The 14,644-nt window shown below is 48.8% G+C and carries 8 protein-coding genes; 3 read left to right on the top strand and 5 right to left on the bottom strand.

Features of this window, described 5'->3' with window-relative positions; all coding sequences use genetic code 11:
- Positions 1-194: 194 nt before the first annotated feature.
- Positions 195-3,317 carry an MFS transporter gene (locus tag AACV78_RS02130; protein ID WP_194008729.1) on the bottom strand — a complete coding sequence of 1,041 codons (3,123 nt, stop codon included), beginning with the start codon at positions 3,315-3,317 and terminating at the stop codon, positions 195-197.
- Positions 3,318-3,550: 233 nt separating this feature from the next.
- On the opposite strand from AACV78_RS02130, the gene AACV78_RS02135 reads away from it, so the two are divergent.
- The gene (locus tag AACV78_RS02135) at positions 3,551-3,742 is read left to right on the top strand and encodes a DUF4915 domain-containing protein (protein WP_228042567.1); all 192 of its coding nucleotides are present in this window, start codon (positions 3,551-3,553) and stop codon (positions 3,740-3,742) included.
- On the opposite strand, the gene AACV78_RS02140 is transcribed toward AACV78_RS02135, so the two are convergent.
- The 3 genes from AACV78_RS02140 to AACV78_RS02150 all read right to left on the bottom strand — a co-directional run bounded on the left by AACV78_RS02140 (position 3,696) and on the right by AACV78_RS02150 (position 9,468).
- The gene (locus AACV78_RS02140; RefSeq protein ID WP_194008728.1) at positions 3,696-4,541 is read right to left on the bottom strand and encodes a lysophospholipid acyltransferase family protein; all 846 of its coding nucleotides are present in this window, start codon (positions 4,539-4,541) and stop codon (positions 3,696-3,698) included. The genes AACV78_RS02135 and AACV78_RS02140 overlap by 47 nt on opposite strands.
- Positions 4,542-4,786: 245 nt before the next feature.
- Positions 4,787-8,284: a response regulator gene (locus AACV78_RS02145; protein ID WP_194008727.1), complete on the bottom strand. Its 3,498-nt coding sequence runs from the start codon at positions 8,282-8,284 to the stop codon at positions 4,787-4,789.
- A gap of 893 nt (positions 8,285-9,177) precedes the next feature.
- Positions 9,178-9,468: a hypothetical protein gene (locus AACV78_RS02150; protein ID WP_194008726.1), complete on the bottom strand. Its 291-nt coding sequence runs from the start codon at positions 9,466-9,468 to the stop codon at positions 9,178-9,180.
- 353 nt (positions 9,469-9,821) lie between these two features.
- On the opposite strand from AACV78_RS02150, the gene AACV78_RS02155 reads away from it, so the two are divergent.
- Together AACV78_RS02155 and AACV78_RS02160 are read left to right on the top strand one after the other, a co-directional pair.
- Positions 9,822-10,466, top strand: a complete 645-nt coding sequence (locus AACV78_RS02155) for a GNAT family N-acetyltransferase (protein WP_194008725.1) — start codon at positions 9,822-9,824, stop codon at positions 10,464-10,466.
- A 250-nt stretch (positions 10,467-10,716) separates the two neighbouring features.
- A complete protein-coding gene (locus AACV78_RS02160; protein ID WP_194008724.1) occupies positions 10,717-10,926 on the top strand; it encodes a hypothetical protein in 210 nt (69 codons plus the stop codon).
- A gap of 270 nt (positions 10,927-11,196) precedes the next feature.
- Here AACV78_RS02160 and AACV78_RS02165 read toward each other — a convergent pair.
- The coding region (locus tag AACV78_RS02165) for an Ig-like domain-containing protein (RefSeq protein WP_445329576.1) at positions 11,197-14,644 on the bottom strand (3,448 nt) is incomplete at its 5' end.

The raw sequence follows: 14,644 nt of genomic DNA on the forward strand, positions 1-14,644 counted from the left end.
CTTATATTTGTAAAAACACTTCTTTTGACTCCTTCTTTCTTCCTCTTTCCTCCTGTCTCCTGTCTCCTGTCTCCAATTTCTAGCTTGGCTGCAGAAGTCAAATGCTCCCCTTGAAAACTCTGATAAAAATAGTGCCTGATGTCAGTAGGAACTCACATCAGGCACTATTAGCTTGCAGCAAATTCAGTCTTTAGTTAGCGGATAACAGCTAAAGCACCGGCACCGGCTGCTGCTACGGCCGAGGTAAGAGCGGTAAAAAACAGCCACCAAGAAGCAACTTCGGCTGCTTTCCGGGTTTCTTCAGCTTGTTTTTCAGCTTGAAGTTTGATGCTTTCAAGGCGAAGCTGGGCTTCTTGCTGCAAGCGTTCTGCTCTTTGCAACACTCTATTGCGGGTGACTTCAATTTGGTCGATCAAGCGGTTAGCATCGGCTTCGGAGATGTCCTCGCGGGAACTCATTAGTGCTACTAAAGTATCGCGGTTGAAATGACCTAACCGATCGCGCAAAGCATCAAATCCAGCTTGGGGATCGTCAAATAATTGACGCACGTCCCGCGTAATCCCTTCATAATTTAGTTCAGGGCGATCGAGCGAATTGAGGTAATCCCGAACTTTTCCGAGAACCCCGTCAATTACCGACTGAATGCGATCCTGAATTTTCTGGATTTGTAGTGCAAACTCATCGCGCACCGACAAAATTCCATCCACAATGCGAGCAGCTTCTGCTTCAGAAATATCCTGGCGCTGAGACAGCAGAGAAACCATAGTCTCTCGATCGATGTGCGACAGACGCTCGCCCAAGCTGTAAGCGCCGACTTTTGGGTCGTGCAGCAGCAGTTGCAAGTCGCGCTTGATGGCTTCGGGATTTAATTCATCCTTGCCCGTATTTCGCAAATAATCCTCTAAAACGCTCTGAAAATCCTGGACTTGGGTTTGTACCCGCTTCGCCAAACGGCGAGGCGCTTTGACGATCGAGCCCAGAGTTTCCTGCACTTGGTCGATAATTTGATTGACTTGTTCCTCAGTCAAATCATCTCTCTGAGAAAGCAGTTTTACCAAAGTATCGCGATCGACCTGAGAGAGGCGTCCCCGCAGCGCTAGAGCCCCTTCCTTGGGATTTTCCATCAGTTTCGTCAAATCGCGCTGAATCCCTTCAGGATTGAGTTCTGATTTGCCAGTATTGCGGAGGTAATCTGCCAGGGCGGTCGTAGTTTGGTCGTACTGATCCTTAGCTTTTTCTGCAAGTTTTTGCGGTGCTTGGAGCGCGCTGTGCCAAGTTTCCTCGGCGCTGTCGAGAAGCTCGTTTACTTGATTTTCGTTGAGGTCTTTGCGCTGAGATAGCAATTTTACCAAAGTATCGCGATCGAACCGAGAAGCTCTAGCTCTGAGCGCCCACATTCCCGCTTCTGGATTGTCCAGCAGTGTTTTGAAATCGCGCTTGATGCCTTCGGGATTGAGTTCTGATTTGCCCGTAGACTGCAAGTATTCTTGTACTTTTTGCCACTGATTGTCTAGTCGGACTTGCGCGGCTTCTTGCAGGCCTTTAGCATCTGCTAAAGCGACATCTCGCGTCTTTTCCAACTCGTTGACAATCTGTTCTACTTCCTGGAAGCCGAAGTTTTCGCGGCCTCTGAGAATTTGCACAAAACTGTCGCGGGTGTAAGGAGAAAGCCGATCGCGCAACTGTTCGTAACTCGCATCGGAATCCTCTAAGATTTTTTTGAAATCGCTCCCGATACCTGCTGCTGTCAGTTCCTCTTTCGGAGTCAGCTTCAAATAAGTTTCCACCCGCCACTGCAAGTCCCGAACTTTTTCTTGCTCTTCAGCAAAGATAACGGTTTCTAAAACTCGCCGTCTTATTCCTTCTAAATCCTGGGAAATTTCTTTAATTTTGTCTTGAGTCAAAACGCCTCGACTCGCGAGAATTTCCGCAAACTGAGATTTATTGAGTTTTTCTAATTCGCGGCGCACAGTTCCCGGATCTGCCGTAGGATCGTAGATCACGTCACGAAATTCGCGCTCGATCGCTTGCGGGTTCATCTGCCACGAATAAGTGTTGAGCAAGTAGTTTTCTACATCGGCGCGAATCGGGCTGTAAGTTTCGGGTTCGCCTTTGACTTTAGCGGCAACTTTATCAGCTTGGGCACTAACTTTATCAGCTTGGGCGCTAACTTTATCTTTAGCTGTTTTGAGCTGACCGACTACTTTTTCTACATCGAAATCGGAAATGTCCGTGCGGCCCAAAACTATTCCCATTAAAGCATTGACTGCCATTGTCGTTGCTTGGGCTCTCATGGTGGGGCTTTGGCCGGAATTTTGACCGCCCAGACTGCTGAGGGCTTGTTCTACCCTACTTGTCAGTTGCTCTGAGAGCAAATCTCCCGATTTTGCAGATTTGAGATAATCTACCAATTGGCCGATGCCGTCTGATTTAGATTCTTGTTTTTCTACTTGTTTCCAAGCATCTTCGAGTTGGTCTACAATCCGGTTGACATCGCGCTTTGACAAGTCCGATCGCGAACTGACTAAATCTACTAGAGTTTGGCGATCGATCTTCGGCAAATTTTCGCCAGCAATGCTTTTGAGTTGCGGATCGTTGAGCAATTTTTCAAACTCGCCGCGCATCGCTTTGATGTCTAATTCCGGCGGTTTGAGGGCTTGGATGTAGTCTTCGACGTTTTCCCGCAAGCTTGTGGGGTCGATCGCGCTACCGAGTTCGTGTCCCACTGCGGCGGCGGCTGCTTTGGCTGTGGCCACTACTTGATTGCTAGCTGCTTTCGCGCCCAAGGCTGCGGCTGCGGTGCCAAAAATCGCTTGAACGCCTGATGTTGCGGTGTTGACGACGGAACCGATCAGGGAACCGACGGTGGTGGAGCTCACCCAGACGAGAAGTGAGAAATAGGCAGCCCAGACAACTAAACCAACGATCGCCCCCAAAACCGGACTGCTAATCAAGCTTAGCTTTACTGCTAGCAAGCAAGCGAAGAATAGGGCGACGGTGACGGTGATTAGCGTCCAAGTGCCGACTTTGCTGCCGATGTGGCGCAGTGGCGGGCTGCTGCTATCCGAGTGGTGTCCGTCATCGTGGGATTGTCCGATATAGGAAAGGCCTGCAGCTACTGATAAATTTGTCAGCAACAGTTGGAAAGCGCAGGCTAGAACGACTCCTGCGATTAGGGCGATAAAAAATTGCGGCCCGGAATAGAGGAGTGCTGTTTCTTCTACTGTGTTTGTAGTTGTAGTCTGTTCTACTGGCACTTGGGCCAGCAAGAACCCGATGTTATACATTTCTGGATTTATTGGAAAATTTTGATACATAGTATATGCCTCGTTAAAGGGTGGGTACGCGCGATCGTTGGCGCGAGTTGACTAATTATATAGTTTTAGATTCGTGCCCCCAATGGCAAGCATCGCCTTATTGACGAGCTAAAACATCCCCCTACAGTCGGAAGTGTACAAATATGTCTGCGGACTACTATCACTTTAGGCAGACTTATGGTATGTCAATTTTGTGTTATTGGTCAACTAGACTTGTTTTGAATTAGGACTTTATGCAGGGATGGGTAGCTGTAAATAGCAGCGGACAAGTAATTTTTATTTGTATAGCCACATTGAGCGAGCGCCACATTTATAAACCTTTATGGAAACCACCCTTTATGTCACAATATATCAACGAAGAGCGCTGTCACCCAATTCTCAATTACCAGCCAAACAATCTAATTGTGCCTGCATTTGAGTGGTAACTAAATCGAAACAAGCATCAACATAATCGCGATCGCGCGCCGCATCCGAACCGTACCTCTCAAATACAATCGGTTCGCACACGCGAGTCCGAATCTGTACGGGAAAAGGCAAGTTTGGCAAAGGCCCAATACTCAGTCCCCAAGGCAATCCCAAATACACCGGAAACACCACCGGATCGATGCCAAACAACCACGGCATCCCCAATTCATGCAATTGCTTTGCTTGTTCGTACAAATCCGCCAAAACTATTAAAGTATCGTGGGCACCGTGGGATATAATTGGTACAATTGGCACCTCTTCTCGCAATGCTAATTTAATAAATCCCTTGCGTCCGGCAAAGTAGATTTTATTGCGTAAGTGATAGGGGCGAAAAGTATCTTCTGCGCCGCCCGGATAGACGAGAACCGGGGCATTTTTTCGCAAAGCTGCGATCGCCATTTTCGGATGCGCCTTCAGGGCACCGCACTGCACTGCCATGCTAGCAATATCGGGAGAAACCTGCCAAACCGTCGGGTGCATCAATCCGTAGGCCAAGCGTTCCGTGCCGTACCTGTGGAACCATTCGTACAGGAACATAAACATATCAGGAGCGGCGATTCCCCCGTTGTGGGAGCCGACAACGAGCATTTTTCCGTTCGCGGGGACGTGGTGCCAGCCGTCGCTTTGTACGCGAAAATAGTAGCGGTACAGCCATTCCCAGATTGGCAGCAAAAGTTGAATGAAGTCGGGATTGCGATCGTCCAAAGATAAACCGTCAAAGGGATAGCTAGAGGATTTTTTATTAGTAGTTTTTGTCACTTTAAAAATATTTTAGTCAGTAGTCAGCAGTCAGCAGTCAGTAGTCAGCAGTCAGTAGTCAGTAGTCAGTAGTCAGTGGTCCATAGTCAATAGTCATTTGGTCTAAAAGCATTGGGAATTGGGCAGAAGAGCCGAAAAGCATTGGACATTAGAATTGGCAGCAAACAACCAATAACAAACAACCAATAACAAACAACCAACAACAAACAACCAACAACCAATAACCAACAACCAACAACCAATAACTAATCACAATTCAAGAGAAAAGTCAACACAGTTTCATCAATTCCCTTAAGTGTCAGCGACTTATATTTAACAATTCGATCTTCCTCAACATAATCTGCAACCGCCGCTGAAATCAGTACAGAATTTGCTTCCGCCACCTCTTGCAAGCGCGCAGCAATATTCACGCTCGGCCCGATCGCAGTATAATCCGATCGATCCGGGCCACCAAACATTCCCACCACCGCAGTACCCTGGTGAATTCCGCAGCGAAACCGCACCGGAGGCATCCCATTTTCCCCCACAATTCCCTGCTCCACCCAGCGCTCGTTAAGCTCCTTAAGAGCTCGCAGCATTTCCCTTGCAGCAGCCACAGCGCGGCGTACTTGCTCGTTAGGCGTTAGTTCCTCCGGCGCGCCAAACAGAGCCATTACCGCATCTCCCACAAACTTATCCACCGTACCCCCACTGTCAAAAATAGCCTTAGTCATTGCCGCCAAATATTCATTCAACAGCTCAGCCACCCGGCGCGAGCGCAGTGTATTTGCCATCTCAGTAAAACCGACAATATCGCTAAACAAAATAGTAATCAAACGCGGTTCCGGGCGCAAATCCAGCCCCAAATCTCCCGCCGCAGCCGCCTTCACCATCGAAGGCGGCAAAAAGCGGCGCAGCACCGACTCAGTTAAATAACTGTTCAACTGCTGCACTCGGCGCTCGTTTTGTTTGAGGGCGATCAAATTCCGCACTTCTGCCAACAATTCGCGATCGTTAAAAGGCTTAGACAAATAAGCATCAGCACCCCGTTCTACCCCTTCAATTCTAGTATCTTCGTCGGCTTTGGCAGTCAGCAAGATTACCGGAGTTCCCTTCAATTCATCATCTTGTCGAATCATCCGAATCAAATCCAAACCCGAAATTAAAGGCATCATCAAATCCGTGACAATTAAATCCGGGCGGCGATTTTGGGCTGCTGCAAATCCTTCTTCGCCATTGCGAGCGAGCAAAACTGCAAAGCCGGCATTTTGCAAAATTCCCGACACATAAAAGCGCAAATCTGGATTGTCGTCAACAACCAAAACAGTGCCGGCTGCTGTTTCTGAATTTATCGGTTGGATCGCCTCCAAACTCTCATTGGCAAATTCAGCATCAGACAAATCACCTTCCACATCTGCCAGTTCCACCGCTGCTTTGGATGAATGAAACTCTGCTGGTATTTCTAGTACCTGTTCCGGTGGTAAGTGAGTAGAACCGAAGTGCAGCCAGACGGTAAAAGTAGTACCTTCGCCGTAAACTGACTCCACGGAAATTTGACCGCCGTGGAGTTCGACTAATTCCTTGACAAGCGCCAAACCCAAGCCGCTGCCTTCGTAGGAACGGTTGGTAGAACCTTCGGCTTGACGAAAGCGCTCGAACAAATAGGGAATTTGTTCGGTGCGAATGCCAATACCGGTGTCTTTTACTTGCAGCAAGCAGTGAGCGCCTGCCGGTTTAACTGTCAGGGTGATTGTTCCGCCTTCTGGGGTGAATTTGACAGCATTTGATAGCAAGTTGTAAATCACTTTGTCAAATCTTTCAATATCCAAATAAAGTAAAGGACATTCTTGCAGTTGGGTAATTAATTGCAGTCCTTTTTTATCGCAGTAGGCGCGGAACGACTCTGCGGTAGAGTAACAGAAACTGACTAAATCGCAGGGGCGAAAACTCGGCTGCATCCGTCCGGCATCGAGTCGCTGCAAGTCCAGCAGTTGATTTACCAAGCGCAGGAGGCGGCGCGAATTACGCAAAGCGATTACCGCTTGTTCGTAGGGTAAGTCTTCTTGGCGGCCGCAAGCTGATTCCAAAGGGCCGATGGTTAGTGTTAGAGGCGTGCGGAATTCGTGGGAGATATTTTGGAAAAACTCGGTTTTGAGCCGATCGGCTTCTAGGAGCCGTTCTGCCTGCTGTCTGGTAGTCTGGTATAGGCGCGACTGCTGCACGGCTAGAGCAGCTTGAGTTGCCACTATTTGAGCCAAGTCAACATCTGAAAGTTTCCAGCGGCGAATGGTGTGATTTTGGCGCAGGGAAATGCTGCCGATGATTTTGCCTTCGGAGATTAAGGGAACGACTAACAGGGCGCGGGCTGGCGATCGAACTTGCAGTTCTGTAACATTTAAATCGGGGCGTTCGTAGAGGTCTTCAATAGCCACCGGCTCTTTTGATACCATAACTTGCAGCAGCACCGGATTGCCCCGAATCGGCACCAAAGATTGCGGCAAGGAAGGATGGGCAAAAACCCAGGTGCCAGAGTTAACACTACCGCTAGCAGAATCCGTTCCTGGCCCAGCAGAGTTTCCCTGGTTCCCCGCTACCTCTGGATTGTTAAAACCCTGTTCTACAGCCACGGTATTCCTATTTGTGTCGTAGAGCCCCACGCACTGGACGTATTCATCATCTTCTGTCCACAAAGATAGGGCACAGCCGTCAACTTGCAAAGCTTGGCCTAGTTGTTGAGTAATGGCTGCAAAAATATTTTGGGGGTCGAGGCTCGATCGAATTGCCGTAGTAATAGTATTGACTAAGGCCTCGCGCTTGGCCAGCGCCCGCACCTTTTCGTAAGCCCTGGCTTGAGAAAGCGCCAAAGCCGCTTGGTCGGCCACCGTAATTACCAACTGTACCTCATGGTCTTGCCACTGGCGCGGTCGATCGAACTGGTGCAGCGCTAAGACAGCCATCAATTCCGTTTTGTAAAACAGCGGTACGATTAAGCTCGATCGAATATTCGCAGCTTGATAAGCCTGCTGTCGCTGGGGATTGTCCCAATTTAAAACTCTCTCATCAGTTTCGGCATCTTGAATCACCTGCACATCCAGAGTTTTCCAAACCAAATCCGCCAGCAAATCCGCCGAAAGTCCAGAAGCATCTAGAGGTATGGTTTCCGGCGCATGGTAAACGAACTGTTCGTCAGCCGCCCGCCCGTCTTGGAAAGGTCGCAGCAGACAACAATTCACCTCAAACATCTGCCCCACGGTTTCCACAATTCTTTGCAGCATTTGCTGGTAATTGGGGGCCGATCGGATAGTATTGGTAACGGCATAAAGCAGCGATTCTTGCGAGAGAGCCCTACGCAGTTCATTGGTGCGCGCTTTCAGGATATTGTGAGTCTCAACAGCTTGAGTGACAATAGTTTTAAGTTCTTCCGCATCCCAAGGCTTCGTAACGTATTTGAATACTTTGCCAGCATTAATCGCTTCAACTAAATCTTCAATATCCGTATAGCCAGTTAAAATAATTCGGATGACATCCGGGTATTGAGCCGCCGTCAGGCTGAGAAACTCCGTACCGCTCATTTTTGGCATTCGCTGGTCGGAGATAATCACAGCAACTTCTCCCTCTTTTGCCAAAATTTCTAGGGCGGCGGGGCCAGATTCTGCCCTGAACACTTTGTAGTCTCGATGGAAGGTGCGGTAAAGCAAGTCGAGGTTATCCGGTTCGTCATCGACGATCAGAATTTTTAACTTAGGATTTGATTGAGAATTCATGCACCGTTCTCCTGTGCCCCGGGGCTGTTCGATTTAATAAGTATGATGAAAAAAAGAATTCGCCGGTTTCAATTGTTGAAGTCACAATAGTTCGTGAATCTGACGTTGTTGTGAGTTGGCAAAAGCAAGAGTCAACCGGGAGAATTGGTGTTTTGCATCTTGTATTGTGTCCTCGGGAAGTCGCGAGTTGTACAATACGCGACTTCCCGAGGGCTCGCACTCTAAAAAAATGCTTTTTACAAAACCCAGATGCTCCCAATCCAGCTTGATTTTTGAGAATTTAGTTTTAAATCCAGAATTATTCTGAGCCACAATTGTCTGTCGTACACCCTAATTTTATTATTTAATGATATTCACATAAACTCGTCTTGCGGTAAGTGTCCCCTTACCCCTCACCTCTATGCAGAAGCAGAAACACGAATCCGGCACTTTTAAAAGCTGTCTGGATATCTCATAATACATAGGAATAACCTTCGCGATTGTAAGTTAATTTGCCAAATTTATGTCATATTCTCCCTCCTTGGTCGATTTTATTTGGTATGTGAAAACTGCTGTCAGTACGATATAATAGACCACCAATATTTTCGCCTCTGTTTTTTCGACTGCCAAGGTTACAGCAACTTTAACAGTCCGCAGCTCGATACTGTCGGCGAGCCTGCGCCGGTTCCCCTGACTGACGGATATTCGGGGGGTGGCTGACAGACCAAACGGGCTTTGAGTGCGGGTGACGCAATTGTTGTACCATTTGAGTTAGACTTGCACTTTTTCCGCGATCGCGACATTTTTGTGCCATCGCAGATTTTCGAGAAGCCAATTAGTGCGGCCAAACACTGTAAGCCAGAGCGTCCATCTGTTAATCTTAGCTAGGGATGTACTCTGTGGAAACCGGCAAATTAGCTTTCTTCGAGATTTTGACAGTCTCGATCGCCCTTTGCACAGCATTGCAGCACAAGATCGAGCCGTGAAGGAAAACCCCCGCAGAATGTTTCTGACCATCCAAATTTAAATTGGACGGTGGGGAGAGCGATCCCTAGCGCCACAGGTAAAGCCAATTCGTGACGGGACGGGCTTGCTGATGACCCATAACTGCTTAAAGCTGGGTTGTCCGGTTCACCGGGCCGGTGGCGAAGATCCGACGTGCAAGCGGGCCCGATGTTAGTGCGGTCAGTCGTTGAGTTTTTCAATTACCTGAGCGAAAAATTATATTAGATGCGATCGGATATTTGAACCAACACAGATCCGCAGGGTTCCGGGAACCTGACATTAAAACCTTTTTGATTGTTTTTAATACCTTAGCAGTTACCCACCAATTTAGTATTAGGGGATTGGTTTTGATTGATAGGAAATTGATTCTTAAATGCCAAAAACTGGCACACAACATCCAATACTACTTAAATTAAAGCATAAAATAATGTGATTTAATGGTACGAATCAACGATGTCTATAAATTATCACATAATATCATAACATCAGATAAGTTTCTTAGGTAAAAATCCGAGAAAATAGCGTAAAAAAAATAATATAGTGACCTTAAATTGTGAATCCTTCTTTTTTTTCCTCACCGTCTCACGAACAACAAACTCCCCGACTTTCTGCCTTTTCGATCCGCGTCGCTGTGTCGAACGACTTGACACAGCTAGCCGATGTTTTAGCCGTGAGCTTTCACTCCCGCCAGGGATTGGTAGAATGGGTGTATCCGGTGTTGCGTTTGGGCATTTACGAAGATTTAAAAAATCGACTGCGTTCTAAGGCAGAACATTACATTTGTCTGGTTGCTGAGCTAGTCTCGCGCGAGGAAGGAATGCAGAATTATCGATCGCCCCGACTTGGGTCCGTAGCAGGAACAATAGAAATGGCCCTGCGCGCTCGTTTCCCTTGGCAAATTCCAAGTTCAGACTATCCTTATTTGTCAAATTTAGCCGTTCACCCAGACTATCGGCGGCAGGGAGTTGCTCAACAATTGCTCAGCAACTGCGAGGATACAGCAAGAGAATGGGGATTTTCGGAGATTTACCTCCACGTTCTGGAAAATAATCACGCAGCCAGACAGTTGTACTATCAAGCCGGTTATCGCTTGCAACAAGTCGATTGGCATTGGACTCATTGGCTGTTCGGTCAACCGCGCCGGCTGTTTTTACGCAAGCAGATTTCGCTTTCACAAGCTAATTATTTGAAGCGATAGTGGGTAATTGGTAATTGGTTGTATTTGTTGATTTTAGGCGATCGCACAACTCTCATAAAATTGTTTCCATAGCTTCTACCTGTAATAGGAGGTAGGATTTGATTGTGGAAAAAAACGTGATTTGTAGACTTATTGCATATATTTTTGATTGATAGGTAAACCGCAGATTAACGCAGATTAACGCAGATTAACGCAGATGTTTTGCAAGATAGGATCTAGCGGTTAGAGGTAAAGATCGAGTCTTGATATCATGTCCGGTCGATTAATAACACAAATCTCCTGTAAGTTGCCAGAAAGAAGGAGGCTCTTCCTCCGCACCTGCATTACCAGGCAGAGCGAAAGTAACGAGCAATCGCTTAAGTTATTAAATTTTCCTTATTGCGGTAAATCGATCGGAACAGTCAACAGTCAACAGTCAACAGTCAACAATCACCTGACGGTACAACCGGAATTGATCTAAAATCTAAAATCTAAAATCTAAACTTGTACCTCACCTTTTTGACAAAGGCTATATCATATCGTTTCCGCTTGCATCGTCAGGTGATTTAACCTTATTAGAACACAGAGAACACAGAGTCCGAGAATATATATCTGAATCATTCCGATGAAGAGAGGGTTTGATATCAAAACCTCCTAACTGTCGGACGAAGTAGCCCTACAAAGAACGCCACAGAAGTTTTGAGCTGCTGTGGCGTTTTGTTATGAAAATAGGGAACTTTCGGCGCTAATTCTAGCCCTCAGACAAGAGATTAGATAGGAAATCCGAAGAGCCGATCGCCCCGTTAACCCCGATAAAGTTTCCTAACACCCGATCGGTTCCTGCTATTCGCAACAGCGTACCGTCAGGAGTGGCGCTAAATTGCAACTGCTGGAAACTCACGCCGCCAGTCAAAACAAACTTATCGACACCTACCTCGAAGTTAATCACAGTATCAGTGCCGCCGTCAGCACTCAAAACAAATCGATCGCTCCCAATACCTCCGATTAAAGTATCATCTCCCGCGTCGCCAAACAGCCAGTCATCCCCCGCACCTCCATTGAGAATGTCGCTATCTTTACCGCCAAACAGAGTATCGTTACCAGCATTTCCGTTGATAGTATCTTGCCCTTCGTTGCCGTAGAGCAAATCATCGCCGTCACCGCCGTTGATGCAGTCTTGGCGATCGTTTGCGCCCACGGCGACACCTTGATTATCAGCACGATCGCCATAGATGGTATCGTTGCCCTCGCCACCGCAGAGTTCATCGCCCCCGTCACCGCCGTAAATCAAGTCGTTGCCAGCATCTCCGTGTACGAGGTCATTATTTTTGCCACCGTAAATCAAGTCGTTGCCTTCACCGCCAGTGATGGTATCGTCACCTTCATCGCCAAACAGCGCATCAGCACCATCACCGCCAAAGAGCCAGTCCTGGCCGTTGACATCTTTAGCTCGACTTCGAGCACCGCCGTACATAGTGTCGTCGCCGTTGTCGCCGACAAGGGTATCAGAGCCGAGTTCGCCCCAAATCAAGTCATTATCTTTGCCACCCCAAACGCCATCATTGCCCTTACCTGCTTGGACGGTATCATTACCGTTGCCGCCACCGATAATGTCGTTGTCGCTGCCGCCAAAGAGCAAGTCTTCTTCGCCAGCACTATTCATTGAGTTGGAACCACCGCTGTCGCCAAGCAGAGTATCGGCTCCTTCACCGCCGTAGAGGGTATCAGAGCCTAATTGACCGTAGATCAGGTCGTTGCCTTTACCTCCGTAAGCGCGATCGTTTTCTTTCCCAGCAACCAGCGTATCGTTGCCTTGTTGGCCGTTGAGGAAGTCGTTACCGAAGCCTCCGTACAGCAAGTCGAGTCCCTGGGAGTCGCTGGCTTGTTGGTCGGGGATGCCCCCAAACAAGCTGTCGGAGCCCATGCCACCAAACAAGGTATCGGAGCCGAGTTCGCCCCAAATCAAGTCATTTTCTTTACCTCCAAGGGCAATATCATCACCTTTACCGGCGTGGATGGTATCGTTGCCCTCATTACCGTTAATGATGTCTGCACCGTTACCTCCGAAGATCAAATCGCCATTCTCAGCAGCGCTGTTGGAGTTATCGTTGCCGTTGTCTCCGAGAATCGTATCGGCACCTAGATCTCCAAACAGGGTGTCAGAGTCTAAGTCGCCGGCAATCCAGTCGTTCTGTTTGCCTGCGAATACGATATCGTTGCCCTTGCCTCCGTAAACAATATCGGTGTCAATTTCCCCAAAAATCGTGTCATTGTCTTCGTTACCGTAAATTTCGTCCGCGCCGTCTTCACCTAAAAGCAGGTCGTTACCTTCAAAACCGACGATTTTTTGGTTGCCTTTGGTGTCTAGGATCAAGTCATCGCCATTGGTTCCTTTGGTGGTTTGTCCCTCTCCAAGTTGCGAAATAGGGTGGACAAATCCCACTGCGGGCGGTTGCTGCGGGGGCGTAAAGTTAATGCCCGGTTTTTCCTGAATCGGCTGACACAGACACTCGGTATCTGGTTCGGCGATCGGATTTGAGATACCGGGCGCGGGCGTTGGTGTGGGTGTAGGTGTGAGTGGGGGAACAGTTCCAACTGGCCTCAAGATAGCAGCAACATTAGCGCTAGTGGGGCTGACTTTGCCGAGGTTGTCGGTGGCGGTGTAGCTGAAAGTTGCTCCGTTAAAGTCAACTGTGGCTACGAAAAATAGTTGTCCTATTTGTGCCGGAGTCAAAACTTGACCGGCTGTCACGGGTACGTCGCCGTTGACTGAATCTGATAAGAACAGGACTCCTTGGTTGGCCGGGGGGACGCTGGTGATGGTGTAAGAGACGATCGACCCATCGGGGTCACTTCCTCCCAATCCCAACACCTGCACGATGCCGTTAGTCGGAACCGTGAAGTTAATATTGTTAACCGATGGCGGTTGGTTGGAAGTCGGGGAGATAGCGGCAACTGTAGCAGTGGCGGGGCTGGTAGCGCCGCTGTTATCTGTGGCGCTGTAGCTGAAATTGGCACCGGTAAAGTCGCCGGTGGATTGGAAAAATAGTTGTCCTATTTGTGCCGGTGTCAAAACTTGACCGGGTGTCACGGCGACTCCACCGTTGGCTGGATCTCCTAAAAACAGGATTCCTTGGGCCGCTGGCGGCAGGGTGTTGATGGTGTAGGAGGCGATCGACCCATCGGGGTCACTTCCTCCCAATCCCGGCACCCGCGCGCTGCTGTTGGGCTCTACCGTGAAATTAGCATTGTTGGTTACTGGCGGTAAGTTTAGGGGATTTGGTGGGGGTGTCGTTCCTGTTAAACCGAGAGTAGTGGTAGCCAGGGGACTGGTAGCGCCGTTTTTATCTGTGGCGCTGTAGCTGAAATTGGCACCGGTAAAGTCGCCGGTGGATTGGAAAAATAGTTGTCCTATTTGTGCCGGTGTCAAAACTTGACCCGGTGTCACGGCGACTCCGCCGTTGGCTGGATCTCCTAAAAACAGGACTCCTTGGGCCGCTGGCGGCAGGGTGTTGATGGTGTAAGAGGCGATCGACCCATCGGGGTCACTTTTTCCCAATCCCGGAATTGGCGCGGTGCTGTTGGGCCCTAGGGTGAGGTTAGTATTGTTGGCGGATGGCGGTTCGTTGGGAGTTGGTGTGGGAGTTGGTGTGGGAGTTGGTGTTGGTGCTGGAATCGGTATTGGTAATGGTGTGGGAGTGGGTGTTGGTACTGGTGCTGGAGTCGGTGGGGGAGTCGTTCCTGTTAAACCGAGAGTCGCATTAGCAGGAGGACTAACAGCGCCTAAAGTATCTGTGGCGCTGTAGGTAAAATTGGCACCGGTAAAGTCGCCGGTGGATTGGAAAAATAGTTGTCCTATTTGTGCCGGTGTCAAAACTTGACCCGGTGTCACGGCTACTCCGCCGTTGGCTGGATCTCCTAAAAACAGGATTCCTTGGGCCGCTGGCGGCAGGGTGTTGATGGTGTAGGAGGCGATCGACCCATCGGGGTCATTTGCTCCCAATCCCGGCACCGGCGCGGTGCTGTTGGGCCCTACCGTGAGGCTAGTATTGTCGGCGGATGGTAGTTGATTGGGAGTCGTTCCTGTTAAACCGAGAGTCGCATTAGCAGGAGGACTAACAGCGCCTAAAGTATCTGTAGCGCTGTAGGTAAAATTGGCACCGGTAAAGTCGCCGGTGGATTGGAAAAATAGTTGTCCT

It is taken from the genome of Tychonema sp. LEGE 07196 (assembly GCF_963890365.1).
GTDB lineage: Bacteria > Cyanobacteriota > Cyanobacteriia > Cyanobacteriales > Microcoleaceae > Microcoleus.

Coding starts and splice junctions, on each gene's coding strand:
- AACV78_RS02130 (WP_194008729.1), bottom strand. CDS start 3,317: ATGTATCAAAATTTTCCAATAAATCCAGAAATGTATAACATCGGGTTC.
- AACV78_RS02135 (WP_228042567.1), top strand. CDS start 3,551: ATGCAGGGATGGGTAGCTGTAAATAGCAGCGGACAAGTAATTTTTATT.
- AACV78_RS02145 (WP_194008727.1), bottom strand. CDS start 8,284: ATGAATTCTCAATCAAATCCTAAGTTAAAAATTCTGATCGTCGATGAC.
- AACV78_RS02160 (WP_194008724.1), top strand. CDS start 10,717: ATGTCCGGTCGATTAATAACACAAATCTCCTGTAAGTTGCCAGAAAGA.